The organism is Pseudomonas sp. GV071 (assembly GCF_003050835.1).
In the GTDB taxonomy this organism is placed as follows: domain Bacteria; phylum Pseudomonadota; class Gammaproteobacteria; order Pseudomonadales; family Pseudomonadaceae; genus Aquipseudomonas.
This window is the reverse complement of record NZ_QAOJ01000005.1, coordinates 22924-48138: the sequence shown is the minus strand read 5'-3', so window position 1 is coordinate 48138 and position 25215 is coordinate 22924. Positions and strand designations below refer to the sequence as shown.

Annotated in this window: 19 protein-coding genes; 14 read left to right on the top strand and 5 right to left on the bottom strand. The window is 61.0% G+C overall.

Features of this window, described 5'->3' with window-relative positions; all coding sequences use genetic code 11:
• Nucleotides 1-16 precede the first annotated feature (16 nt).
• The 11 genes from C8K61_RS10735 (at nucleotide 17) to hemE (ending at nucleotide 15777) form a co-directional block, all read left to right on the top strand.
• A complete protein-coding gene (locus C8K61_RS10735; protein ID WP_108096252.1) occupies nucleotides 17-1081 on the top strand; it encodes a pilus assembly protein PilM in 1065 nt (354 codons plus the stop codon).
• On the top strand, nucleotides 1081-1653 hold the full coding sequence (locus tag C8K61_RS10730; protein WP_108096251.1) for a PilN domain-containing protein: 573 nt from the start codon (nucleotides 1081-1083) through the stop codon (nucleotides 1651-1653). The genes C8K61_RS10735 and C8K61_RS10730 overlap by 1 nt, the downstream gene beginning before the upstream one ends.
• Nucleotides 1650-2303, top strand: a complete 654-nt coding sequence (pilO, locus tag C8K61_RS10725) for a type 4a pilus biogenesis protein PilO (protein ID WP_108096250.1) — start codon at nucleotides 1650-1652, stop codon at nucleotides 2301-2303. Before C8K61_RS10730 ends, pilO begins: the two co-directional genes overlap by 4 nt.
• Entirely contained in the window at nucleotides 2300-2827 is a 528-nt protein-coding gene (gene pilP, locus C8K61_RS10720) for a type 4a pilus biogenesis lipoprotein PilP (protein WP_108096249.1), read from the top strand. Before pilO ends, pilP begins: the two co-directional genes overlap by 4 nt.
• A 54-nt stretch (nucleotides 2828-2881) precedes the next feature.
• Nucleotides 2882-4969: a type IV pilus secretin PilQ gene (pilQ, locus tag C8K61_RS10715; protein ID WP_108096550.1), complete on the top strand. Its 2088-nt coding sequence runs from the start codon at nucleotides 2882-2884 to the stop codon at nucleotides 4967-4969.
• Nucleotides 4970-4973: 4 nt separating this feature from the next.
• Nucleotides 4974-5492: a shikimate kinase AroK gene (aroK, locus tag C8K61_RS10710; protein WP_108096248.1), complete on the top strand. Its 519-nt coding sequence runs from the start codon at nucleotides 4974-4976 to the stop codon at nucleotides 5490-5492.
• A gap of 50 nt (nucleotides 5493-5542) precedes the next feature.
• The gene (gene aroB / locus C8K61_RS10705; protein WP_108096247.1) at nucleotides 5543-6646 is read left to right on the top strand and encodes a 3-dehydroquinate synthase; all 1104 of its coding nucleotides are present in this window, start codon (nucleotides 5543-5545) and stop codon (nucleotides 6644-6646) included.
• Between the two features lie 26 nt (nucleotides 6647-6672).
• Nucleotides 6673-8331, top strand: coding sequence for an SPOR domain-containing protein (locus C8K61_RS10700; protein WP_108096246.1), 1659 nt, complete (start codon nucleotides 6673-6675; stop codon nucleotides 8329-8331).
• A 226-nt stretch (nucleotides 8332-8557) separates the two neighbouring features.
• Nucleotides 8558-13003 (top strand): glutamate synthase large subunit, encoded by a 4446-nt coding sequence (gene gltB, locus C8K61_RS10695; protein ID WP_108096245.1) that lies wholly within the window; start codon nucleotides 8558-8560, stop codon nucleotides 13001-13003.
• A gap of 34 nt (nucleotides 13004-13037) precedes the next feature.
• On the top strand, nucleotides 13038-14456 hold the full coding sequence (locus C8K61_RS10690) for an FAD-dependent oxidoreductase (RefSeq protein WP_108096244.1): 1419 nt from the start codon (nucleotides 13038-13040) through the stop codon (nucleotides 14454-14456).
• Nucleotides 14457-14709: 253 nt separating this feature from the next.
• A complete protein-coding gene (gene hemE / locus C8K61_RS10685; protein WP_108096243.1) occupies nucleotides 14710-15777 on the top strand; it encodes a uroporphyrinogen decarboxylase in 1068 nt (355 codons plus the stop codon).
• A 79-nt stretch (nucleotides 15778-15856) separates the two neighbouring features.
• Here the strand turns inward: hemE and C8K61_RS10680 are convergent, their stop codons facing one another.
• From C8K61_RS10680 to C8K61_RS10660, 5 genes are all read right to left on the bottom strand, one after another.
• Nucleotides 15857-16405, bottom strand: a complete 549-nt coding sequence (locus tag C8K61_RS10680; protein ID WP_108096242.1) for a tetratricopeptide repeat protein — start codon at nucleotides 16403-16405, stop codon at nucleotides 15857-15859.
• A gap of 90 nt (nucleotides 16406-16495) precedes the next feature.
• Nucleotides 16496-17146 carry a hypothetical protein gene (locus C8K61_RS10675; protein WP_108096241.1) on the bottom strand — a complete coding sequence of 217 codons (651 nt, stop codon included), beginning with the start codon at nucleotides 17144-17146 and terminating at the stop codon, nucleotides 16496-16498.
• The gene (hemL, locus tag C8K61_RS10670; RefSeq protein WP_108096240.1) at nucleotides 17146-18435 is read right to left on the bottom strand and encodes a glutamate-1-semialdehyde 2,1-aminomutase; all 1290 of its coding nucleotides are present in this window, start codon (nucleotides 18433-18435) and stop codon (nucleotides 17146-17148) included. The genes C8K61_RS10675 and hemL overlap by 1 nt, the downstream gene beginning before the upstream one ends.
• Before the next feature lie 64 nt (nucleotides 18436-18499).
• Nucleotides 18500-19117 carry a thiamine phosphate synthase gene (thiE, locus tag C8K61_RS10665; RefSeq protein WP_108096549.1) on the bottom strand — a complete coding sequence of 206 codons (618 nt, stop codon included), beginning with the start codon at nucleotides 19115-19117 and terminating at the stop codon, nucleotides 18500-18502.
• A gap of 5 nt (nucleotides 19118-19122) precedes the next feature.
• The gene (locus tag C8K61_RS10660; protein ID WP_178086446.1) at nucleotides 19123-19920 is read right to left on the bottom strand and encodes a hydroxymethylpyrimidine/phosphomethylpyrimidine kinase; all 798 of its coding nucleotides are present in this window, start codon (nucleotides 19918-19920) and stop codon (nucleotides 19123-19125) included.
• Between the two features lie 280 nt (nucleotides 19921-20200).
• Between C8K61_RS10660 and C8K61_RS10655 the strand changes: the two genes are divergently transcribed.
• From C8K61_RS10655 to C8K61_RS10645, 3 genes are all read left to right on the top strand, one after another.
• Nucleotides 20201-22618, top strand: coding sequence for a hybrid sensor histidine kinase/response regulator (locus C8K61_RS10655; protein ID WP_108096238.1), 2418 nt, complete (start codon nucleotides 20201-20203; stop codon nucleotides 22616-22618).
• A 200-nt stretch (nucleotides 22619-22818) separates the two neighbouring features.
• Nucleotides 22819-23460, top strand: a complete 642-nt coding sequence (locus tag C8K61_RS10650; protein ID WP_108096237.1) for a TetR/AcrR family transcriptional regulator — start codon at nucleotides 22819-22821, stop codon at nucleotides 23458-23460.
• Complete coding sequence (locus C8K61_RS10645; RefSeq protein WP_108096236.1) at nucleotides 23457-25109, top strand: acyl-CoA dehydrogenase family protein; 1653 nt, start codon at nucleotides 23457-23459, stop codon at nucleotides 25107-25109. Before C8K61_RS10650 ends, C8K61_RS10645 begins: the two co-directional genes overlap by 4 nt.
• Nucleotides 25110-25215 lie beyond the last annotated feature (106 nt).

Here is a 25215-nt window from a genome sequence, read left to right as displayed (position 1 = left end):
CAATAGGAAATCGGTCGTGCTAGGGCTCTTCAATAAGAAAGCGAATACGCTGCTGGGGATCGATATCAGTTCGACCTCGGTCAAGCTCCTCGAATTGAGTCGCTCAGGAAGCCGCTACAAAGTAGAGGCTTATGCTGTAGAGCCGCTCCCACCGAATGCAGTGGTCGAGAAAAACATTGCTGAACTGGAAGGCGTAGGCCAGGCATTGTCGCGCGTATTGGCCAAGGCCAAGACGGGCGTCAAGACGGTCGCTGTCGCGGTAGCCGGTTCCGCGGTCATCACCAAGACAATCGAAATGGAAGCCGGGCTTTCGGACGACGATCTGGAAAACCAGCTGAAGATCGAAGCTGACCAATACATCCCTTATCCACTCGAAGAAGTCGCCATCGACTTTGAGGTGCAAGGGCCTTCGGCGCGCAACGCGGATCGTGTTGATGTGCTGCTGGCAGCTTGCCGCAAAGAGAACGTCGAAGTTCGCGAAGCTGCACTGGCACTGTCTGGCATGACCGCCAAAGTTGTGGACGTCGAGGCCTACGCGCTGGAGCGTGCTTACGGCTTGCTGGCTGCTCAGTTGGGCAGCGGGCACGATGAGCTGACGGTGGCCATCGTCGACATCGGCGCGACCATGACCACCCTGAGCGTGTTGCACAACGGCCGCACCATTTACACCCGCGAACAACTGTTTGGCGGCCGCCAACTGACCGAAGAAATTCAGCGTCGGTATGGTCTGTCGGTAGAAGAGGCCGGGCTGGCGAAGAAACAAGGCGGCCTTCCGGACGACTACGACAGTGAAGTGTTGCAGCCGTTCAAAGAGGCGGTGGTGCAGCAGGTGTCGCGTTCGCTGCAGTTCTTCTTCGCTGCCGGCCAATACAACGATGTCGATTACATCCTTCTTGCCGGCGGTACCGCGTCGATTCCGGACCTGGATCGCCTGATTCAGCAAAAGATCGGCACGCAAACTTTGGTCGCCAATCCGTTTGCCGACATGGCGCTCAGTGGCAAGGTCAACGCAGGGGCTCTGGCTAGTGATGCGCCCGCGCTGATGATTGCCTGTGGTCTGGCGATGAGGAGTTTCGACTAATGGCACGGATTAACTTACTGCCGTGGCGGGAACAGCTGCGCGAGGAGCGCAAGCAGCGTTTCCTGGTGACCTTGGCTGGCGTGCTGATTGTGGCAGGCGGCGCAGTATTTCTCGGCGACCAATACCTGAGCGGCGCGATCGAGCAGCAAAACGCGCGCAACGAATTTGTGAAAAAAGAGATCGCGGTGCTGGATGCTCGAATCAAAGAAATCAGCGAGCTGAAAACCCGTCGCCAGCAATTGCTGGAACGGATGAAGATCATTCAGGACTTGCAAGGCAACCGGCCGATTATTGGGCGGGTGTTTGACCAGTTGGCTAGGACGTTGCCGGATGGCGTGTATTTCACTGCGCTGAGCATGAAGGGCAACAGAATCGCGATTAACGGTGCTGCCGAGTCCAACAACCGTGTCTCTAACCTGATGCGTAACTTGGATGCGTCCGATTGGCTCACTGCCCCAAACTTGACTGCGGTTAAAGCTGTAACGGCTGGCGAGCTGGATCAAGCCAACGTCTTTCAGTTGACTGTGCAGCAAACTCAGCCTGATGTTGAAGCACAAGGAGTCAAGAAATGAGCTTGGCTGACTCTCTGGAAGGTCTGCGCAAGGTAGATCTGGCGGATCTGGATTTTAATAACGTTGGTTCATGGCCCGCGGCGGTTAAAGCAATCGCCTGTCTGATCCTGCTGGTTGCAGTATTGGCGCTTGGTTATAACTTCCACTTGAAAGATCTAGAAACTGAGCTGGATGCACAGCGTGCGCAAGAACAGACCTTAAAAGAGCAATACTCGAATAAGGCCTTTCAAGCGGCAAACTTAGAGGCCTATAAAGACCAAATGAAAGAGATGGAAGTTTCTTTCGGGGCTCTTTTGCGCCAGTTGCCGAGCGACACAGAAGTGCCTGGTTTGCTCGAAGATATAACTCGCACCGGTCTGGGTAGTGGTCTTGAATTTGAAGAGATCAAACTGCTGCCGGAATCCACTCAGCAGTTCTATATCGAGTTGCCTATCCAGATCTCGGTTGTGGGCGCTTATCACGACTTGGCGACCTTCGTCAGTGGCGTGGCCAGCTTGCCGCGAATCGTGACCCTGCATGACTTCGACATCAAGCCGGTGGGCGCCGATAGCACCTCGAAGCTGCGGATGACCATTTTGGCCAAAACCTACCGCTACAACGATAAAGGCGCTGCCGTTACACCTGCTGCCAAGGCGGGGGTGAAGAAATGAGAACTTCCAAACTTATTCTCGGCACCCTGTTGTTGGCTTCCTTGGCCGGTTGCGATTCGAGCGGCGATTTCGCCGATCTTCAAACCTTTATGGATGAAGTTCGTGCGCGGCCTAAAGGCTCTATCGAACCGCTGCCCAAGTTTCAGCCTTACGAGGCGTTTACTTATAGCGCGGCAGCGTTGCGTAGCCCGTTCCAGCCGCCAATCAAGATCGATCTGGTTAATCGCCAGAAAGGTTCGGCAGATATCAAGCCGGACGAAACCCGCATCAAGCAATTTCTGGAAGGCTTCAATATCGAAGTTTTCCAAATGGTGGGCACACTTTCCAATGAGGCCGGCATGTTTGCGCTGGTCAATGGTGCCGGTGGCGTACACCGGGTGAGAGTGGGCGACTACTTGGGGCGTAACAATGGACGCATCATTGCTATCAGTGAAGCGAAAATCGATGTGGTTGAGATTGTTCCTGATGGTGAAGGTGGCTGGCTAGAACGGCCACGAAGCCTCTCTCTCAAAGAGCGCTCTTAAGGAGTGGGGTGGAAGATGAAAAACAATTACCGGTCGGTACAACGGAACCTGAGTATGAAAAGCTCCCTGTCGCGCATCTGCATATCTGTTTTGGTCGCGGTTATGTCGCCAACTCTGTTGGCCGCAAACCTGAAAACCCTCGATGTCGCGGCGTTGCCGGGCGACCGAGTTGAACTCAAGCTGGCGTTCGATGAGCCGGTCGCTGCACCCCGTGGTTACACCATCGAGCAACCAGCGCGAATCGCCCTGGACCTGCCCGGTGTAAGTAATCAGACCGGTTCCAAGAATCGCGAACTGGGCGTGGGTAATGCCCGTAGTGTGACCGTGGTCGAGGCCAAGGACCGCACTCGTCTGATCATCAACCTGGCCAGCCTGGTGCCTTACAGCACCCGGGCCGAAGGTAACAACCTTTACGTGGTAGTTGGTGAGGGCGCGGTTAGCACTGCATCTACTGCTCCTGTTGCTGCGCCAGTCGCTACTGTTGCGACTGCACCGGTGAAGAAAAATTTCGCACCGGTTAACAAGAGCATCTCGAACATCGACTTCCAGCGTGGCGAGCAGGGCGAGGGTAACGTGGTTATCCAGCTTTCCGACGCGTCGGTTAACCCCGACATTCAAGAGCAAGGCGGCAAGATTCGTCTGGCATTCAACAAGACTGATCTGCCTGAGTCGTTGCGCGTTCGTCTTGATGTAAAAGACTTTGCCACGCCGGTGCAGTTCGTCAGCGCGGTCGAGCAGGATGACAAAGCGATCATCACTGTTGAGCCAACCGGTATGTACGACTACCTGGCTTATCAGGCTGACAACAAGCTGACCATCAGCGTCAAGCCGCTGACCCAGGAAGATGCCGAGAAGCGCAAGCAAGATCGCTTCGCTTACAGCGGCGAGAAGCTGTCCCTCAACTTCCAGGATATCGATGTGCGTTCGGTGCTGCAGCTGATTGCGGACTTTACCGATCTCAACTTGGTAGCCAGCGACACCGTACAGGGCAACATCACTCTGCGTCTGCAGAACGTGCCGTGGGACCAGGCGTTGGACCTGGTGCTCAAGACCAAGGGCCTGGACAAACGCAAAGTGGGTAACGTGCTGATGGTTGCGCCGGCAGATGAAATTGCCGCGCGTGAACGTCAGGAAATGGAGTCGCAAAAGCAAGTCGCCGAACTGGCTCCTCTGCGTAAAGACATCATTCAGCTGAACTACGCCAAAGCAACCGATATCGCCAAAATCTACGAAGATGAAGGCAAGAAAGGCTCTCTGAAGGACGATATGCGCGGTTCGGTGATTGCTGACGATCGTACCAACAGTTTGATCTTGTCGCTCACTCAAGAACGCATCGACGAACTGCGCCGCATCATCACCCAGCTGGACATTCCGGTGCGTCAGGTAATGATCGAAGCCCGTATCGTTGAAGCCAACGTCGACTACGACAAGAGCTTGGGCGTTCGCTGGGGTGGGACTCAGCTGTTCGCAAACGGTCGTGGTGCCGTTTATGGCAGCGATGACAGTGGCGACGAAAACGGTGATAGTGGTGACGACAGCAACGGCAACTATCCATTCGTAGATATGGGCGTCGCCAACCGCACTGCGGGCCTGGGCATCGGCTTCGTCAGCGACAACCTGATCCTCGACCTTGAACTGTCGGCCATGGAAAAAACCGGTAACGGTGAAGTGGTTTCCCAGCCCAAGGTTGTAACCTCGGACAAAGAAACTGCGAAAATCCTCAAGGGTTCCGAGATTCCATACCAGGAAGCCAGCTCCAGCGGTGCAACCAGCACGTCCTTCAAAGAGGCTTCGCTGTCTCTGGAAGTGACGCCGCAGATCACTCCGGACAACCGCATCATCATCGAAGTGAAAGTCACCAAAGACGAACCTGACTTCGCCAACGCCCTGAACGGTGTACCGCCGATCAAGAAAAACGAAGTCAACGCCAAGGTTCTGGTCAGTGATGGCGAAACCATCGTGATCGGTGGTGTGTTCTCCAACACCCAGACCAAGTCGGTCGACAAGGTGCCGTTCCTCGGTGACCTGCCGTACCTCGGTCGTCTGTTCCGTCGTGACGTTGTTGCTGACAGCAAAAACGAACTTCTGGTTTTCCTGACTCCGCGTATCATGAACAACTCGGCAATCGCTGTGAGTCGCTAAATCTGTGCGAAATTTGATCCTCGTAGGCCCGATGGGGGCAGGTAAAAGCACCATCGGGAGGTTACTGGCAAAAGAGTTAAGGCTGTCATTCAAAGACTCGGATAAGGAAATCGAGCAGCGGACTGGAGCCAACATTCCCTGGATCTTCGATGTTGAAGGGGAAACTGGTTTCCGTGAGCGTGAGCAGGCCGTGATCGGCGAGCTGTGTGAGCTCGACGGTGTGGTCCTCGCTACCGGAGGCGGCGCAGTGCTGCGTCCGGAAAATCGCTCCGCGCTGCGTGCCGGTGGTCGGGTGGTCTATCTGCATACCTCGGTTGATCAGCAGTTGGACCGCACCTCGCGGGATCGTAATCGTCCTCTGTTGCGCACGGCCAACCCCGGTAAGGTGTTGGCCGATCTGATGCACATCCGTGATCCGCTGTACCGGGAAATCGCGGATGTCATTATCGAAACCGATGAGCGTCCACCGCGCATGGTGGTGCAGGAAATTCTGGAGCGCCTCGAGGCGCTTCATCCGCGTTAAAGCGCACGCCGATATGCGTTATCCTATGGCCCTTTTATCGTGGGGGCTTCATGCAGACTCTTCAGGTTGAGCTGGGCGAACGTAGTTATCCCATCTATATCGGGGCGAACCTGTTGGTTCAGTCCGCGCTTTTTTCTCGGCACATTGCGGGTAAGCAAGTTGCCATCGTCAGCAACGACACTGTTGCGCCCCTCTATCTCGAATCGGTCAAGCAGGCCTTGGCTGGCTTTGATGTGGCTACCGTCATTCTTCCCGATGGCGAATCCTTCAAAGGCTGGGAGACCCTGCAGCTGATTTTTGATGGCCTGCTGACCGCTCGGCACGAGCGCAGCACGACGGTGATTGCTCTGGGTGGTGGCGTCATTGGCGATATGGCGGGTTTTGCCGCCGCTTGTTATCAGCGCGGCGTGGATTTCATCCAGGTGCCCACCACCTTGCTGTCGCAAGTCGACTCCTCGGTAGGCGGCAAGACCGGTATCAACCACCCGTTGGGCAAGAATATGGTCGGTGCTTTTTATCAGCCCAACGCGGTGCTGATTGACACCACAACCTTGAACACCTTGCCGGCGCGCGAGTTGTCGGCGGGGCTGGCTGAGGTGATCAAGTACGGTCTGATCTGCGATGAGCCGTTCCTCAGCTGGCTGGAGGCTAATGTCGATGCCCTGCGCAATCTGGACCAGGTCGCGCTCACCGAAGCCATTGCCCGCTCCTGTGCGGCCAAAGCGAAAGTGGTCGGGGCGGACGAGCGCGAGTCCGGCGTGCGCGCCACGCTCAACCTCGGCCATTCCTTTGGCCATGCCATCGAAACCCATATGGGCTACGGCGTCTGGTTGCACGGCGAGGCAGTTGCCGCCGGCACGGTGATGGCGCTGGAAATGTCCTGCCGCCTTGGCTGGATTACGGCGGCCGAGCGCGATCGTGGAATTCGTCTGTTCCTGCGTGCCGGTTTGCCGGTAATTCCACCGGAAGAAATGACCGCTGAGGATTTTCTCACCCATATGGCGGTCGATAAGAAAGTTCTTGGCGGACGGCTGCGTCTTGTCCTGCTTCGCCAGATGGGTGAAGCGGTGGTGACCGGCGATTTCGCCCGCGAGATTTTGGATGCCACCCTGGTTGCGGACTACCGCGCCCTGGTGGAACACCTTGAAGCCTAATTGCTTGACGTCTATATGAGAGCCACATGACCAGTCTGCACGCCGACGAGGCCTTTCTCGGCCATTACCAGTTCAGTCACGACCCCTTTGCTGCACGCGTCCCAGGCTTCAAGTTTTTCCCTGCGCAGCGCAAGCCAGTGCTGGGGCAGTTGCATCACCTGGCGCGCTACAGTCAGCTGTTGCTGGTAGTCAGTGGTCCGCAGGGTAGTGGCAAAACCCTACTGCGTCAGGCGCTGGTTGCCAGTACTAACAAACAGGCCGTGCACAGCGTGGTGTTCTCTGCGCGTGGCGCCTCTGATGCCGGTGGCGTGATGCGCCAGATCGCTCAAGGCCTGAACGTGCAGCAGTCGGATGCGCGCTCGTTGCTGTCGCAAGTCGCTCAGTTGTCGCTGACCGGCCAGGAAGTGTATTTGCTGATCGACGATGCCGAAGCGCTGGATACTGACGCTCTGGACGCGCTGCTGGCCCTGGCTGCGGGTAACGCCGAAGGCCGCCCGCACGTGTTCTTGTTCGGTGAGTCGGCTTTGCTGCCGCGCTTGGAGCTGTTGGCCGATGGCGAAGAGCGTTTCCACGCCATCGAGCTGGACCCGTACAGCGAGGAAGAAACCCGCGACTACCTGGCTCAGCGCCTGGATGGTGCGGGCCAGGGCATCGAATTGCTCAACGACGAGCAGATCGCCGATATCCACATGCAGTCGGCCGGTTGGCCGGGTGCGATCAACCAGGTAGCGCGAGAAACCTTGATCGAGGCGATGCTGGCCAATCGGGGTGGTGCGCAGAAGGCAGGGGTGGGATTCAAATTGCCGAAAAAACACTTATTGGCCTTGGTCGTGGTGGCTATCGCTGTGGGCGCTGCCTGGATGATGCAGGGGCGTAGCAAGTCGGAGCCGGAAGCGCCGGTTGCCGCGCAACTGCCGCTCGGCACTGCGCCGGCTCCCGCGGTAGATGCAACCAATCCCCAGGCGTCGGCTGACGGTAAAGGGCCAGCGGTAGAGTTTGCTGGTTCGACTCAGCCGCTGCCGTTGCCGCTGGTGGGGCAGGCGCAACCGGTTATTCGTGAGCCGTTGGCGCAGGCTTCTGGCCTGGGTGACAGCGATGACGATGGCGCCATTGAGCCACCAGCCAGCGCCACGCCACCAACCGTCACCAGCATGGCGCCACCGCAGGGTGCGACTGCTAGCACCGCGCCTGTTGCGCCGGTGGTTGCACCAGCAACCAAGCCAGCACCTATCACGACTGCTCCAGCAGCCCCGACCGTTGCCAGTGCAGCGAAACCTCAGTCAGTGACACCTGCAGCCAAGCCGGCGGCTCCTGCAGCCACGGCAGCGAAGCCTGCAACTGCGCCGGTGATACCGGTGGCCAAGGTCGAGAAACCTGCGGCACCTGCTGCCAGTGGTTCGGCCAGCGGTTGGTACGCCAGCCAGGCGGGCGGTAACTACGCGCTGCAGGTATTGGGTACGGGTTCGGAGAGCGCGGCGCAGGCCTTCATTCGCGCCCAAGGTGCCGACTACCACTACTTCAAGAAAACCCTGAACGGCAAACCGCTTTACGTGGTGACCTACGGTAATTTCCCCAATCGCGCCGCTGCTCAGGCCGCGATCAAGACCCTGCCTGCCAAGGTGCAAGCCGCCAAGCCGTGGCCCAAGACCTTCTCCAGCATCCAGCAGGAGGCTCAAGCCCGCTGATTTAATCAGCGCTTGAGGGTGATGACCGGGTGGTCTTTAGCACGACCGCCTGGTACTTTCTTATAAAAAGGCGACATAAGGTTTCGCGCTTTCGCCGCGCGACATTTGTTCGCTGATATTCGTCTGTGTACAATGACCCCCCTTTTGCCTGCGCAAAGCTGGCGTTATGACCTGCGCGCACGGTAAGTGTTTGAAATAGATCAAAGTTTGCCTGGTGAGAGTCCCTATGAAAGCAGGTCTATACCATCCTGATGAGTTCAAGGATAACTGCGGCTTCGGCCTGATCGCCCATATGCAGGGCGAGGCGAGTCATCACTTGCTGCAGACGGCTATTGAAGCCCTGACCTGTATGACGCACCGCGGTGGCATCAATGCCGACGGTAAGACAGGTGACGGCTGCGGCCTGTTGATCCAGAAGCCTGACGCCTTCCTGCGCGCTGTTGCCAAAGAGCAATTTGCCGCCGACCTGCCGGCCCAATACGCCGTCGGCATGGTGTTCCTCAACCAGGACTCGGCCAAAGCTGACGTCGCGCGCGAGAACATGAATCGCGAAATCCTCGCGGCCGGCCTGCAACTGATCGGCTGGCGCAAAGTGCCGCTGGACACCAGCGTGCTCGGCCGCCTGGCCCTCGAGCGCCTGCCGCAAATTGAACAAGTGTTCATTGGCGGTGAAGGTCTGAGCGATCAGGAATTCGCCATAAAGCTGTTCAGCGCTCGCCGTCGTTCCTCGGTAGCCAACGCCGCCGACAGCGATCACTACATCTGCAGCTTCTCGGCCAAGACCATCATCTATAAAGGCTTGATGATGCCGGTCGACCTGCAGCAGTTCTATCCGGACCTCGGTGACGAGCGCCTGATGACCGCGATCTGCGTGTTCCACCAGCGCTTCTCCACCAACACCCTGCCGAAATGGCCGTTGGCGCAACCGTTCCGCCTGCTGGCGCACAACGGCGAAATCAACACCATCACCGGCAACCGCAACTGGGCCGTGGCCCGTCGCACCAAATTCGCCAACGATCAACTGCCCGACCTCGATGAGTTGGGTCCGCTGGTCAACCGTGTCGGCTCCGACTCCTCGAGCATGGACAACATGCTTGAGCTGATGGTCACCGGTGGCATGGATCTGTTCCGTGGCATCCGCATGATCATTCCGCCCGCGTGGCAGAACGTCGAAACCATGGACGCCGATCTGCGTGCGTTCTACGAATACAACTCCATGCACATGGAACCGTGGGATGGCCCGGCCGGTGTGGTACTCACCGACGGCCGCTACGCCGTGTGCCTGCTCGACCGTAACGGTCTGCGCCCGGCGCGTTGGGTCACCACCAGCAATGGCTATATCACCATCGCCTCGGAAATCGGCGTGTGGGATTACAAGCCTGAAGATGTGATCGCCAAAGGCCGCGTGGGCCCGGGCCAAGTGCTGGCCGTTGACACCGAGACCGGTCAGGTTTTGCACACCGACGACATCGACAGCCGTCTGAAGTCGCGCCACCCCTACAAGCAGTGGCTGCGCAAGAGTGCCGTGCGCATTCAGGCGACCATGGACGACGACCATGGCGCCGCCAGCTATGGCAGCGACCAGCTCAAGCAATACATGAAGATGTTCCAGGTCACCTTCGAGGAGCGTGACCAGGTGCTGCGGCCGCTCGCCGAGCAGGGCCAGGAAGCTGTGGGTTCGATGGGGGACGATACGCCGATGGCTGTGTTGTCGCAGCGTGTGCGTCCGACCTACGACTACTTCCGTCAGCAGTTCGCGCAGGTCACCAACCCGCCGATCGACCCGCTGCGCGAAGCCATCGTGATGTCCCTGGAAATCTGCCTGGGCGCCGAGCGCAACATTTTCGAAGAGTCGCCGGCTCACGCCTCCCGCGTGATCCTCAGCTCGCCCGTGATTTCGCCGGCCAAGTGGCGTTCGCTGATGAACCTCGATACCCCCGGGTTCGAGCGTCACGTCATCGACCTCAACTACGACGAAAGCGTCGGCCTCGAAGCTGCCGTGCGTAACGTGGCCGACCAGGCCGAAGAAGCCGTGCGCAGTGGCAAATGCCTGCTGGTACTGACCGACCGCAACATCGCTCCAGGCAAGTTGCCGATCCACGCCTCGCTGGCTGTGGGCGCCGCTCACCACCGCCTGATCGAAAAAGGCCTGCGTTGCGACTGCAACATTCTGGTCGAAACCGCCACTGCCCGCGACCCGCATCACTTTGCCGTGCTGGTGGGTTTTGGTGCTTCGGCCGTGTACCCGTACCTGGCCTACGAAGTGTTGGCCGACCTGATCCGCACCGGCGAAGTGCTGGGCGATCTGTACGAAGTGTTCAAGCACTACCGCAAAGGCATCTCCAAAGGCCTGCTGAAAATCCTCTCGAAGATGGGCATTTCCACCGTGGCGTCGTACCGCGGTGCCCAGCTGTTCGAAGCCGTCGGCCTGTCGGAAGAAGTGGTCAATCTGAGCTTCCGTGGTGTCGCCAGCCGCATCAAAGGTGCGCGTTTTGTCGACATCGAAGCCGAGCAGAAACTGCTCGCTGCCGAAGCCTGGAACAACCGTAAAACCATCCAGCAGGGCGGTTTGCTCAAGTTCGTGTACGGCGGTGAATACCACGCCTACAACCCGGACGTGGTCAACACGCTACAGGCCGCCGTGCAAATCGGCAGCTACGAGAAATTCAAGGAATACACCACGCTGGTCGACACCCGCCCGGTGTCGATGATCCGTGACCTGCTGAAAGTCAAAGAAGCAGAGACGCCACTGGCCCTCGATCAGGTCGAGCCGCTGGAAGCGATCCTCAAGCGTTTCGACTCGGCTGGTATTTCCCTTGGCGCGCTGTCGCCGGAAGCTCACGAAGCCATCGCCGAAGCCATGAACCGCCTGGGTGCGCGTTCCAACTCCGGTGAAGGTGGTGAAGATCCGGCGCGTTACGGCACCGTGCGCAGCTCGAAAATCAAGCAAGTGGCCACCGGCCGTTTCGGTGTTACGCCGGAATACCTGGTGAACGCCGAAGTACTGCAAATCAAGGTTGCCCAGGGCGCCAAGCCGGGCGAGGGCGGCCAGCTGCCAGGCGGCAAGGTCAACGGCCTGATCGCCAAGCTGCGCTATGCCGTACCGGGCGTGACTCTGATTTCGCCGCCGCCGCACCACGACATCTATTCCATCGAAGACTTGTCGCAACTGATCTTTGACCTCAAGCAGGTCAATCCATCGGCGCTGGTCTCGGTGAAACTGGTGGCAGAAGCAGGCGTCGGCACCATCGCCGCCGGTGTGGCCAAGGCCTATGCCGACCTGATCACCATCTCCGGTTACGACGGTGGTACCGGCGCATCCCCGCTGACCTCGATCAAATATGCCGGCGCACCCTGGGAGCTCGGCCTGGCCGAAACCCACCAGACCCTGCGCGGCAACGACCTGCGTGGCAAGGTGCGGGTACAGACCGACGGCGGCCTGAAAACCGGCCTCGACGTGATCAAGGCGGCCATCCTCGGCGCCGAAAGCTTCGGCTTCGGCACCGCGCCGATGATCGCCCTGGGCTGCAAATACCTGCGTATCTGCCACCTGAACAACTGCGCCACCGGTGTTGCCACGCAGAACGAAAAGCTGCGCAAGGACCACTTCATCGGCACCGTCGAGATGGTGATGAACTTCTTCACCTTCGTCGCCGAAGAAACCCGCGAGTGGCTGGCCAAGGTCGGCGTACCGAGCCTGGAACAGTTGATCGGCCGTACCGATCTGCTGGAAATGCTGCCGGGTGAAACCGACAAGCAGAAATTCCTCGACCTCAGCCCGCTGCTGGGTAGCGACCATATTCCGGCTGACAAACCGCAGTTCTGCCAGGTCGACCGCAACCCGCCGTTCGACGAAGGCAAGCTGGCCGAGCACATGGTTGGTTTGGCCAAGTCGGCCATCGACGGTTTGACCGGTGCTGAATTCGAGCTGGATATCTGCAACTGCGACCGTTCCATCGGTGCCCGTGTATCCGGCGAAATCGCCCGTGTGCACGGTAACCAGGGCATGGCCAAGGCGCCGATCACCTTCCGCTTCAAGGGCACTGCCGGGCAGAGCTTTGGGGTGTGGAACGCCGGTGGTCTGAACCTGTATTTGCAAGGCGATGCCAACGACTACGTCGGCAAGGGCATGACCGGCGGCAAGCTGGTGATCGTGCCGCCGGCCAACAGCGCGTTCAAAACCCAGGACGGCGCCATTGTCGGCAACACCTGCCTGTACGGCGCCACTGGCGGCAAGCTGTTCGCCGCCGGTACTGCCGGTGAGCGTTTCGCCGTGCGTAACTCCGGTGCCCACGCAGTCGTGGAAGGCACTGGTGACCACTGCTGCGAATACATGACCGGCGGTTTCGTCTGCGTGCTGGGCAAGACCGGCTACAACTTCGGCTCGGGCATGACCGGCGGTTTCGCCTACGTGCTCGATCTGGACAACACCTTCGTTGACCGCGTGAACCATGAGCTGGTGGAAATCCAGCGCATCAGCGGCGAGTCGATGGAGTCGTACCGTAGCCACCTGCAACGTGTGCTTGAAGAGTACGTCGAGGAAACTTCCAGCGAGTGGGGCCGCAACCTCCTGGAAAACCTTGACGACTACCTGCGCAAGTTCTGGCTGGTCAAGCCGAAAGCCGCCAGCCTTGGGTCGCTGCTCTCCAGCACCCGTGCTAACCCACAATAATTTGCGCCTGCCGTAGTGTGATGAGGTTTTTAACATGACTGAACGTCTGAACAACGACTTCCAGTTCATCGAGGTCGGGCGCAAAGATCCGAAGAAGAAGCTCTTGCGTCAGCGCAAGAAGGAATTCGTCGAGATCTACGAGCCCTTCAAACCGGCCCATGCCGCTGATCAGGCACACCGTTGCCTGGGCTGCGGTAACCCGTATTGCGAGTGGAAGTGCCCGGTGCACAACTTCATTCCGAACTGGCTCAAGCTGGTATCGGAAGGCAATATCCTGGCCGCCGCTGAACTGTCCCACCAGACCAACACCCTGCCGGAAGTCTGCGGCCGCGTGTGCCCGCAAGACCGTCTGTGCGAGGGTGCCTGCACCCTTAACGATGGCTTCGGTGCAGTGACCATCGGCTCGGTGGAGAAGTACATCACTGATACCGCCTTCGCCATGGGTTGGCGTCCGGATATGTCCAAGGTCGTACCAACCGGCAAGCGCGTCGCCATCATCGGCGCCGGCCCGGCTGGCCTGGGCTGTGCCGACGTCCTCGTGCGCAACGGTGTATCGCCGGTGGTGTTCGACAAGAACCCGGAAATCGGTGGCCTGCTGACCTTCGGTATTCCTGAGTTCAAGCTGGAAAAAAGCGTACTCAGCCGCCGTCGTGAAGTATTCACCGGCATGGGTATCGAATTCCGTCTGAATACCGAAGTGGGCAAAGACGTCACCGTCGACCAACTGCTCGAAGAGTACGATGCCGTGTTCATGGGCATGGGCACCTACACCTACATGAAGGGCGGCTTCCCCGGTGAAGACCTGCCGGGCGTGCACGATGCGCTCGACTTCCTGATCGCCAACGTCAACCGCAACCTGGGTTTCGAAAAGGCGCCAGAAGACTTCATCAACATGAAGGGCAAGCGCATCGTCGTGCTCGGTGGTGGTGACACCGCCATGGACTGCAACCGCACCTCGATCCGCCAGGGCGCCAAGTCGGTGACCTGTGCTTATCGTCGCGACGAAGAAAACATGCCGGGTTCGCGCAAAGAGGTGAAGAACGCCAAGGAAGAAGGGGTGAAATTCCTCTACAACCGCCAGCCAATCGCCATCGTCGGCGAAGACAAGGTTGAAGGCGTGAAGGTGGTCGAGACCCGTCTCGGCGAGCCGGACGCCCGTGGCCGTCGCAGCCCCGAGCCGATTCCGGGTTCCGAGGAAATCATTCCGGCCGAAGCCGTGCTGATTGCCTTCGGTTTCCGTCCAAGCCCGGCGCCGTGGTTCGAGCAGTTCAGCATCCAGACCGACAGCCAGGGTCGTGTTATCGCGCCCGAGCAGTCCAAGTTCAAGCACCAGACCAGCAACCCGAAGATCTTCGCCGGTGGCGATATGGTGCGTGGTTCGGACTTGGTGGTGACGGCGATCTTCGAAGGTCGTCAGGCGGCTGAAGGCATTCTGGATTACCTGGAAGTCTAAGCTGCTGCGCTCGGTGATGCGGCGTTGTCGGGGTCGAAAAAAATGCTCATTGGCTACAGCCAACTCCGCTTTTTTTCGACCCATCCGCCTTGCCTGACATTCGCTCGCGACGCTTAGATAGCTTTCCAAAGCGGATACCGCCGCGACAAATTGACTCCATAGACAAAAGGCACGGCACTCGCCGTGCCTTTTGCTGTGCGCTCTGCGAAAATGCCGGCACTTTTTTGCTGCCTACTTTTTCTCAGGAAATGCCATGACCGCCCTGAAGAACGATCGCTTCCTCCGTGCCTTGTTGAAACAGCCTGTCGATGTCACCCCGGTGTGGATGATGCGCCAGGCCGGTCGCTACCTGCCGGAGTACCGTGCCAGCCGCGCCAAGGCCGGCGACTTCATGGGGTTGATGCAGAACCCGCAATTCGCCTGCGAGGTCACCCTGCAACCGCTGGACCGCTACCCGCAGCTGGACGCGGCGATTCTGTTCTCCGACATCCTCACCATCCCCGACGCCATGGGCCAGGGCCTGTACTTTGAAACCGGCGAAGGCCCGCGTTTCAAGAAAGTCATCAGCAGCCTGGCTGATGTCGAAGCCTTGCCGATCCCGGATCCGGAAAAAGACCTCGGCTATGTGATGGACGCCGTGCGCACCATCCGCAGCGCCCTCAACGGTCGTGTGCCGTTGATTGGTTTTTCCGGCAGCCCCTGGACCCTGGCCACTTACATGGTCGAAGGCGGCTCGTCGAAAGACTTCCGCAAGTCCAAGGCCATGCTCTACGACAACCCGCAGGCCATGCACCTGCTGCTCGACAAGCTCGCCCAGTCGGTCACCAGCTACCTCAATGGCCAGATCCTGGCCGGTGCGCAAGCGGTGCAGATCTTCGATACCTGGGGCGGCAACCTGTCGTCGGCGGCGTACCTGGAATTCTCCCTGGCCTATATGAAGAAGATCGTCAGCGGTCTGATTCGCGAGCACGACGGTCGCAAGATCCCGGTGATCCTGTTCACCAAGAACGGTGGGCTGTGGCTGGAGTCGCTGGCTGATGCTGGCGCCGATGCATTGGGCCTGGACTGGACTTGCGACATCGGCGAAGCCCGCCGTCGCGTCGGTGGCCAGGTTTCCCTGCAAGGCAACATGGACCCGACTGTGCTGTACGCGCAGCCGGCCGCCATCCGCAACGAAGTGGCGCGGATTCTGGCCAGCTATGGCAAGGGCAGTGGCCACGTGTTCAACCTCGGCCATGGCATTACCCCGGAAGTCGACCCGGCGCACGCTGGGGCGTTCCTGGAGGCGGTGCACGAGTTGTCGGCGCAGTATCACCAGTGAGGTGATTGGGTAAACAAGAAGGGCGCCATCAGGCGCCCTTTTGTGTGTGCAGGAATCGCGGCTTCAGCCGCGATGCTTTTCAGGGCAACGGCGCAAACGGCGAACCACCGTCCGCGGTCTGCAATTCGATCAGGTAGTTGCGGAAAATCTGCCCCAGCACCTGGGTAGCGATTTCTAATTGTTCGCGGGGCATCTGCGCGGCTACCTGGTCGGCGGTATCCAGCGCGTCTTCGGCGCCGTTGACGGCGGCCATCTTCAGCACGATGTAGGCTTGAACGTTATTGGCCTGCACGCCCTCGCCACGGAAAAACATCATGCCCAGGCGGTATTGGCTTTGGGCGTGGCCTTGCAAGGAGGCTTGTTCGAACAGGTTGAGCGCCTGCGGCAGGTCACGCGGCGCGCGTTGGCCGTCGTAGTAGTACTCGCCGAGTTCGTATTGCGCTTCGGGGTCGCCGCTTTGGGCGGCTTGCTGGCAGGAGGAGAGGGCTTCTGCCTGGTCCTCAGGAAGGGTGTTGAGCGAACAGCGGCCGGTGGCCGGGATCAGCAAGGAGTTGCCGCCAGCCGATGCAACCAGTGGCAGCAGGAGCAACAGGCAGCCCAGGGACAGGGTGCGGCCGATGCAGTTCATAACAATCAACACGCCTCATAAGCAATGCGGGCAAATGCCCGGCCATCGGAACGCGACGGCCTGCGCATTATGGAATAAGCCGGGCGCTTGTTACAAAGTCTTTACCGACTTTTCTGCCCCGTCCGTCACGCCTTGGCGCAGCCGCAGACTCAGCAACAGCCAGGTCAGCAGCCCGTAGGCCAAGCTTAGCAGGGCGTGAAATACGTCAACCCGCAGCAGCGGGCCGAGGTTTCCCTGGGTGCCGACCACCAGGCCTGCGACGATAAACAGCACTACCACGCCGATTGCTGCTGGTAACGCTTTACGCCCTTGAGTAACGCCGGCGTAGAGAATTAGCAGCAGGGTCGCCAGGTTCAGCACCAGCTTGTAACTGTCCAGCACGCCCAACCGCTTGGCGCCTTCGAACAGCAGGCTCAGGCTGATGATCACCCAGCACCAGCCCAGACGCTGCCAGTGCCAGCCGCGGATCAGTGTCAACGCCGCCACACCCAGCACCGGCAAGGCGAGCAAACTGCTGGCCTGGCTGAGCTTGGCGTGCAGCGCTTGCCAGCTCTCATCCACGCCAAAATGCAGCACGCCAACCACCGCCGTAGCGCCAGTCAGCAGCAAGGCGGCGATCACCAGCAGCCAAGTGGCGCGCAGCGACTTTTCGGTCCAGCGCGGGCTGCGCAGAATGCCGACCACGCAGGCCAGGCAAGCCAGCGCCAGCACCCCATCGGAAACGGCGGTGCTGTACTGCATCAGCGCAGGGCCGCGAAGGCGCGTTCGGCGGCGTCGAGGGTGATCTGCAGCTCCTTGTCGCCGTGGGCGATCGAGGTGAAACCGGCCTCGAACGCGCTCGGCGCCAGGTACACGCCGCCGTCCAGCATCAGGTGGAAGAACTTCTTGAAGCGCTCGGCATCGCTGCTCATCACGTCGTCGAAGGTAACGATGTCGTCAGCGCCGCTGAAGTACAGGCCGAACATGCCGCCTGCCTGGGTGGTTACGAACGGAATACCCGCCGCGTCGGCACGCTGTTGCAGGCCGTCGAGCATGCGCGTGGTGTAAGCAGTCAGCTCGTCGTGGAAACCGGGGCGACGGATCAGGTTCAGTGTGGTCAGGCCGGCGGCCATGGCCAGCGGGTTACCCGACAGGGTGCCGGCCTGGTACACCGGGCCGAGCGGGGCGATCTGCTGCATGATCTCGCGCTTGCCGCCGAAGCAGCCTACCGGCATGCCGCCGCCGATGATCTTGCCGAAGGTCGACAGGTCCGGGGTCACGCCGTAGTAAGCCTGGGCGCCGCCGAGGGCAACGCGGAACCCGGTCATCACTTCGTCGAAAATCAGCACCACGCCGTGCTTGTCGCACTGCTCGCGCAGGCCTTCGAGGAAGCCTGGCGCCGGCGGCACGCAGTTCATATTGCCGGCCACCGGCTCAACGATGATGCACGCCACTTCCTTGCCCACGTCGCTGAGCATTTTTTCGACCGCAGCGATGTCGTTGAACGGCAGGGTCAGGGTGTGTTTGGCGAAAGCCGCGGGTACGCCCGCGGAGCTCGGTACGCCTTGGGTCAGGGCACCGGAGCCAGCTTTAACCAACAGGCTGTCGGAGTGACCGTGGTAGCAGCCTTCGAACTTGATGATGCTGTCGCGGCCGGTGTAACCACGGGCCAGGCGGATGGCGCTCATGGTCGCTTCGGTGCCGGAGCTGACCATACGCACCATTTCCATCGACGGCACGATCGAACAGACCAGCTCGGCCATTTCGGTTTCCATGGCGGTCGGTGCGCCGTAGGAGAGGCCGTGTTCCAGCTGCTTGCGCACCGCGTCCAGCACGTCCGGGTGGCTGTGGCCGAGAATCATCGGGCCCCACGAGCCGACGTAGTCGACGTACTGCTTGTTGTCTTCATCGGTGACGTAAGCGCCGACCGCATGCTTGAAGAACAACGGTGTGCCACCGACGCTGCGGAACGCGCGCACCGGCGAGTTGACGCCGCCGGGGATGTGCTTCTGGGCGCTGGCAAACAGGGTTTCGGAACGGGACTGGGTCATGGGCAGACTCCTCAAACAGAACAGGTGGTGGCCGGCAGGGCGAGCCTGCCGGCGCACTCGGGATTTATGCAAACAGGGCGCTGAACGCGCGGGCGCGGCGGTTTACTTCCTGGGCCGTGTCGGCGCTGAACAGGGCGTGGATCACCGCCAGCAGGCTGACGCCACCGGCCACCAGGGGCGCGGCATTTTCCAGGGTAATGCCACCAATGGCGCAGATCGGCAGCTGCACCCGGGCGCGGGCTTGCTGCACCAGTTCAAGTGTGGCGGCCGGGGCGCCCGGCTTGGTGTGCGAATTGAAGAAACGGCCAAAGGCGACGTAACTCGCACCTTCGCGGGCGGCCTGTTCGGCCAGCTCAAGCTGGGCCAGGCAGGTACCTCCGATAATGGCTTTGCGGCCGAGCAGGGCGCGGGCTGCGGACAACGAGCCGTCACCCTGGCCGAGGTGCACGCCGACACCGAGGCGGGCGGCGAGCTCGGCGTCATCGTTGATCAGCAGGCTGGCGCCGTAGCGCTCGCACAGGCTTTTCAGCGCTTCGGCTTCACGCAGGCGGCGGGCTTCGTCGCTGCTCTTGTCGCGGTACTGCAGCAGCGTGGCGCCGCCGTCGAGGGCCGCTTCCACGTAGGGCAGCAGTTTGCCGCCAGCCAGCAACTGGCTGTCGGTGATGGCGTAGAGACCGCGCAGCGCACTCACGAACAGAAGTCCAAGGGCAGACGGCGTGGCACGTATTGGCCACGGCCCAGTTGCTCGGCATCACGCAGCGTGCGCCAGGTATAGGCCAGGGACGACTCCACCGCGCTGGCCAGGTTTTCACCCAGGGCCAAACGGCCGGCCAGGGTGCTGGCCAAGGTGCAGCCCGAGCCGTGATAGCTGCCGGGCAACCGTTCGCAGGTAAAGGTGTGCTGACTGCCGTCGCGGCTGTACAGGCGGTTGTGCACCTGAGATTCGTCGCCGTGACCGCCGGTGATCAGCAGGTGTTGGATAAAGGGAAGCAGTTTGGCCGCGCATTGGTCGGCCGTGCCCTCAGGCAGCTCAGCCAGAATGCGCGCTTCAGGCAGGTTCGGGGTGGCGATGGTGGCCACCGGCAGCAGGCGTTCGCGCATGGCGTAGCCGACTTCGTCCTTGCCCAGAGCGCCGCCACCGCCGGCACGCAGCACCGGGTCGCAGACCAGCGGCACACCCGGCAGTTTCTGCATGATTTCCAGCACGGTTTCGACCATCTGCACCGAGCCGAGCATGCCCAGTTTGACGGCAGCCACGGGCATGTCGGCGATCACGGCATGGGCCTGGGCCAGCACCCACTCGCGGTCGAGCACGCGAAAATCATTGACATTGACGGTGTCTTGCACGGTCAACGCGGTTACCGCTGGAGCGGCGTGGCAACCTTGCGCGAGCAAGGCTTCGATATCGGCCTGAAGACCGGCACCACCACTAGGGTCGTGGCCGGAAAGGCAGAGGACAACGGGGCGGGAGCTGTAGGTATTCATGGTGCGCGAGCTTATCACTTTTCACCTTTTTTGCCCCTGGCTGGGCGGCGTATTCAATGGGCGAGTAGTGAGATGCTGGCAGCGCGCTGGACGGCACCGTGGTTTTCCGACGGCAGGTGGCCACTATGCCTGCTGGCACCGGCCGTGCCTTGCTGGCGGCGGCTTTCAGCGTAGGGCGGCTATGCTAGAGTGGCCCCCATTTGAATAATCAGGCCGGCACGGCGACGTCATTACGGAGATGGGGCTCCGACGTCACTTCAGCCGGTCTTTGCGGGGCAGCATGCGCTACGGTCTTCTATTGCTTCTGTGTCTACTGACGAACCTGGCCCAGGCGGTGCAGTTCGATGAGTACACCACCCAGCTTGTGCTCGGGCAGGAGATGGACGTGTTCGAAGATGTGCGCGGCGACGCCACCATCAACGACATCACCTCGCCGGCGCTGCAAGCCAGCTTCCGCCGCCATGACAAACCGGTGCTCAACGCCGGCTATTCGCACTCGGTGTTCTGGCTGCGGGTCGATCTGGCTTACCGCCCGCAGGCGCTGATCGGCCAGCAACCCTGGCTACTGGAACTGGCCTACCCACCGCTGGATCATCTCGACCTGTACCTGCCCGATGGCCGTGGCGGTTTCACCCTGGCCCAGCGCACCGGTGACGCCCTGCCGTTCGCCAGCCGGCAGATCAAGCAGAACAACTACCTGTTCGAAATCAACCTGCAGCCCTACCAGCCGCAGCGGGTGTACCTGCGCCTGCAAAGCCAGGGTTCGATCCAGGCGCCGCTGAACCTGTGGTCGCCCAAGACCTTTATGGAACAGATGCCCGGGCGCATCTACCTGCTAGGCATCATCTATGGCGTGTTGCTGGGCATGCTGATCTACAACCTGTTCATCTTCCTCAGCGTGCGCGACCCCAGCTACCTCTATTACATCCTCTATATCGCCTCGTTCGGCCTGTATCAGGTGTCGGTGAACGGCGCCGGTATCGAGTATTTCTGGCCGGACAACCCCTGGTGGGCCAACGCCTCGACGCCGTTCCTGGTGGGCTCGGCAGCATTGTTTGGTTGTCAGTTTGCGCGCAGTTTCCTGCACACCGCCGAGCACAGCCCGTGGGTCGACCGCACCCTGCTGGCGATCATGGCGGTCGGCGCCCTGGTGATGGTGCTGGCACTCACCGTCAGCTACAGCGTGTCGCTGCGCCTGGCCACCTACCTGGCACTGCTGTTCACCATCGTGGTGTTCTCTGCAGGGCTTATCGCTTGGCGGCGCGGCATGCGGGTGGCGCGTTATTTCATCTTCGCCTGGACCGCCTTCCTGATCGGCGGGGTGATCAACACCCTGATGGTGCTTGGCTACCTGCCCAACGTGTTCCTCACCATGTACGCCAGCCAGATCGGCTCGGCCCTCGAGGTGGGGTTGCTCTCCCTGGCCCTGGCTGACCGCATCAACTCGATGAAGGAGGAGCGCGCGCGGATTCTCTATGACTCGGGGCGCAAGCTGGAAACCCTCAACCTCGAGCTGGCCAACAGCAACCGCCTGAAAGACGAATTCCTCGCCACCGTCACCCACGAACTGCGCACCCCTATGAACGGCGTGATCGGGTCGTTGGAGCTGATGCAGACCGTGCCCATGGACGTCGAGCTGGAGCAGTACCAGAAGACCGCCAGCGCCTCGGCGCGCGACATGATGCGCATGGTCAGCGACATCCTCACCCTCACCGAACTGCAGGCCGGCAAGCTCTACCCCTGGCGAGAGCCGTTCAGCTTGCGCGGCCTGTTTTCCGGCTTGCGCACCCAGTTCGCGCCGCGTGCCGAAGAGAAGGGCCTGGGCTTCACCCTGGAAATGGACGAGAGCCTGCCCGACACCCTCGAAGGCGACGCCGGCAAGCTCAGCCAGTGCATCGGTTACCTGTTGGATAACGCCATCAAGTTCACCCCCGGCGGCGCCGTGACGCTGCGGGTGGCGGCTGTCGAGCGTGGCCGTGAAGGGCTGGTGCTGAAGGTCGGGGTGCTCGACAGCGGCATCGGTTTCAGCACCCCGCAGGACGGCTCGCTGTACCAGCGCTTCCACCAACTGGACGGCTCGCTGACCCGCGAATACGGCGGCCTGGGTGTCGGCCTGGCGATCTGCCGCAAGCTGGTGGGGCTGATGGGCGGTGGTCTGAGCCACCAATCGGAAGTGGGCGAGGGCAGTCATTTCGAACTGACGGTGCCGCTGTTCCTCACCGGCAACGGTACTGCCGCCGCCAGTGCTTCACCGCGCGAACAGCTGCGCCGGGGTTCCGGTCCGGCCTTGCGTCGCCCCGAGGAATGCACCGTTCTGGTGGTGGAAGACAACGGCATCAACCAGTTGGTGATGCGCGGCATGTTGCTCAAGCTCGGTTACCGCGTGCGCTGCGCTGACAACGGCGCCGATGCCCTGGAGCTGCTGCGCCGCGAAAGCGTCGATGCGGTGTTGCTCGACTGCCAGATGCCGATCATGGATGGCTTCGCCACCTGCCGCGCGCTGCGCTCGATGCCCAGCTGCGCCGAATTGCCAGTGCTGGCGATCACCGCCCACAGCCATAGCGGCGACCGCGAACGCTGCCTGGCCGCCGGCATGAGCGACTACCTGGCCAAACCCGTCAAGTTCGAAGCGCTGCAGGCGCTGCTGCATGACTGGTTGTTGTGTCTGGAGCCTCCTGTTCCGGTGCGTACCCCGTAGCACTTACCCCGTCGTCCCAGCGCAAGCTGGGACCCAGAATCCCCCGCCGTACTCACTTCCTCGCTCCATCCACCATTCTGGATCCCAGCCTTCGCTGGGATGACGGAGTTCTTTCTGAGTCCCCTTGTTTGGCCGGAATGCCCCTTCATCCAAACTCTGAACCATGATTCACTGCGATCAAATGAATCAGGATTCAGACTATGGCCTATCGTCACAGCGCCGCCCGTATCGACCGCGACTCTGAGCTGCGCGAGCGCATTCTCGACTGTGCCTTGCTGCTGGTGGTGGAGGGCGGTTTTGCTGCGTTGACCATGACCAGCCTGGCCGAGCGCGTCGGCATCGCCACGGGCAGCCTGTACCGGCATTTTCGCGGCAAGGGTGAACTGGCCGCCGAGGTCTTTGCCCGTGCCAGCCAGCGTGAAGTGGACGCCATGGCCGCTGCCCTGGCCTTGCCCGGCAACGAGCCGGCGCGTTTGGCCGGGGCTCTCCAGCAATTTGCCGCGCGCGCCTGGCAGAGCCGGCGTCTGGCCTTTGCCTTGATCGCCGAGCCGGTCGACCCGGAAGTCGACGAACGTCGCCTGGAATTTCGCGAAGCCTATGCCGCGCACCTCAGCCAAGTGATTGAGCAGGGCGTGTTGTCCGGCGCCTTTCGCACCTCGTCGGTGGCCGTCAGCGCCGCTTGCCTGGTGGGCGCCATCAGCGAATCGCTGGTTGGCCCGCTGTCGCCGCAAGCCCGCGCCGCCCGTGAGGCCGGTGAACCCACACAACAATTGGCGGACGTCAGCGCCGCTTTGGTTTCCTTCTGTTTACGCGCCCTAGGTGCAGAGGAGTTACTGCCATGAACCACGCCGTACTCGCCGAAACCCACGAAGTCAGCAACCAGCCGCCCGCGTTGGATGGCATCAACCTGTACCGCGCCGACCTGCCGTTGCAGGAATGGACCCGCCACTTCGGCGGCGCCTGGGCCAACGACCGCATTGATGCCTATGGTGCCCTGGCTGGCGGCCCGCTGATGGCCGCCGGTTTTCTCGCTAACGAAAACAAACCGGTGTTCAAAAGCCATGACCGTTACGGCCACCGCATCGACGTGGTCGAATTCCACCCGGCTTACCACCAGCTTATGGCAGCAGCTATCGAACATGGCCTGACCTCACTGCCGTGGACCGACCCGCGCGCTGGCGCCAACGTCGCCCGCGCCGCCATGAGTTACATGCACAGCCAGGCCGAAGCCGGCAGCGGTTGCCCGCTGACCATGACCTACGCCAGCGTGCCGGCCTTGCGCGTTCAGCCAAACATCGCCGAAGCCTGGCTGCCGAAAATCCTTGCCACGGAATACGACCCGCGTAACGTGCCGATGAGCCAGAAGGCCGGGGTCACCATCGGCATGGCGATGACCGAGAAACAAGGCGGCACCGACGTGCGCGCCAACACCACCCGCGCGTATCCGGTCGGCATTCCTGGCCCCGGCCAGGCCTATGAACTGGTCGGCCACAAGTGGTTCTGCTCGGCGCCGATGTGCGATGCGTTCCTGACCCTGGCGCAAACCGACAAGGGCCTGAGCTGTTTCCTGCTGCCGCGCCACCGCCCGGACGGCACGCGCAACGAGTTCTATATCCAGCGCCTGAAAAACAAACTGGGTAACTGGTCCAACGCCTCCAGCGAAGTGGAGTACCGCGGCGCCCTGGCCTGGATGCTCGGCGAAGAAGGCCGCGGCGTGCCGACCATTATCGAAATGGTCTCGCTGACCCGCTTCGACTGCATGGTCGGTTCAAGCGCCTTGATGCGTCAGGCCCTTAGCCAAGCCGCCCACCATTGCGCGCACCGCAGCGTCGGTGGCCGGGTGTTGAGCGAGCAGGCGTTGATGCAAAACGTGCTGGCTGACCTGGCCCTCGAAAGCGAAGCGGCCATCGCCCTGAGCATGCGCATGGCCAAGGCCCTGGATAACGCCCACGACGAACAAGAGGACAAGTTCGCCCGCCTGGTTACCGCCGTCGGCAAGTATTGGATCTGCAAACGCGCCCCGGCGATGATCAACGAGGCCGCTGAATGCATGGGCGGCGCGGGGTATGTGGAAGACAGCATTTTGCCGCGCCTGTACCGCGAAGCCCCGGTGAACTCCACCTGGGAAGGCTCCGGCAACGTGCAATGCCTGGACGTATTGCGTGCCCTGTCGAAAGAACCCGGCGTGCTCGATGTGCTGTTCGCCGAACTCGGTGACGGCCACGGCGATGCTCGTTTGAAGGCGCACATCGAAAGCCTGAAGGCGGGCTTCCGCGATACCGCCGACATCCAGTACCGCGCCCGCCAACTCACCGAAGACGTCGCCGTCGGCCTGCAGGCCAAGCTGCTGCTCGAAGGTGGCAATGCCGTGGTCGCCGACGCCTTTATCGCCAGCCGCCTCGGTCAGGGTGGACGCGTCTACGGCACCTTGCCGCGCGGTGTGGATGTGGAAGCCTTGGTAGCGCGCAGCACCCCGCATCTAATGGGTTAAAAGGGCCTCTGTAGGAGCGGCTTCAGCCGTGATGCCATTGATCGATAAAGAGCATCGCGGCTGAAGCCGCTCCTACGAGAGCTCACATGCCTTTTCCTGACAATGC

Coding starts and splice junctions, on each gene's coding strand:
- C8K61_RS10730 (WP_108096251.1), top strand. CDS start 1,081: ATGGCACGGATTAACTTACTGCCGTGGCGGGAACAGCTGCGCGAGGAG.
- pilO (WP_108096250.1), top strand. CDS start 1,650: ATGAGCTTGGCTGACTCTCTGGAAGGTCTGCGCAAGGTAGATCTGGCG.
- pilP (WP_108096249.1), top strand. CDS start 2,300: ATGAGAACTTCCAAACTTATTCTCGGCACCCTGTTGTTGGCTTCCTTG.
- pilQ (WP_108096550.1), top strand. CDS start 2,882: ATGAAAAGCTCCCTGTCGCGCATCTGCATATCTGTTTTGGTCGCGGTT.
- aroB (WP_108096247.1), top strand. CDS start 5,543: ATGCAGACTCTTCAGGTTGAGCTGGGCGAACGTAGTTATCCCATCTAT.
- C8K61_RS10700 (WP_108096246.1), top strand. CDS start 6,673: ATGACCAGTCTGCACGCCGACGAGGCCTTTCTCGGCCATTACCAGTTC.
- gltB (WP_108096245.1), top strand. CDS start 8,558: ATGAAAGCAGGTCTATACCATCCTGATGAGTTCAAGGATAACTGCGGC.
- C8K61_RS10690 (WP_108096244.1), top strand. CDS start 13,038: ATGACTGAACGTCTGAACAACGACTTCCAGTTCATCGAGGTCGGGCGC.
- hemE (WP_108096243.1), top strand. CDS start 14,710: ATGACCGCCCTGAAGAACGATCGCTTCCTCCGTGCCTTGTTGAAACAG.
- C8K61_RS10680 (WP_108096242.1), bottom strand. CDS start 16,405: ATGAACTGCATCGGCCGCACCCTGTCCCTGGGCTGCCTGTTGCTCCTG.
- C8K61_RS10675 (WP_108096241.1), bottom strand. CDS start 17,146: ATGCAGTACAGCACCGCCGTTTCCGATGGGGTGCTGGCGCTGGCTTGC.
- hemL (WP_108096240.1), bottom strand. CDS start 18,435: ATGACCCAGTCCCGTTCCGAAACCCTGTTTGCCAGCGCCCAGAAGCAC.
- C8K61_RS10660 (WP_178086446.1), bottom strand. CDS start 19,920: ATGAATACCTACAGCTCCCGCCCCGTTGTCCTCTGCCTTTCCGGCCAC.
- C8K61_RS10655 (WP_108096238.1), top strand. CDS start 20,201: ATGCGCTACGGTCTTCTATTGCTTCTGTGTCTACTGACGAACCTGGCC.
- C8K61_RS10650 (WP_108096237.1), top strand. CDS start 22,819: ATGGCCTATCGTCACAGCGCCGCCCGTATCGACCGCGACTCTGAGCTG.
- C8K61_RS10645 (WP_108096236.1), top strand. CDS start 23,457: ATGAACCACGCCGTACTCGCCGAAACCCACGAAGTCAGCAACCAGCCG.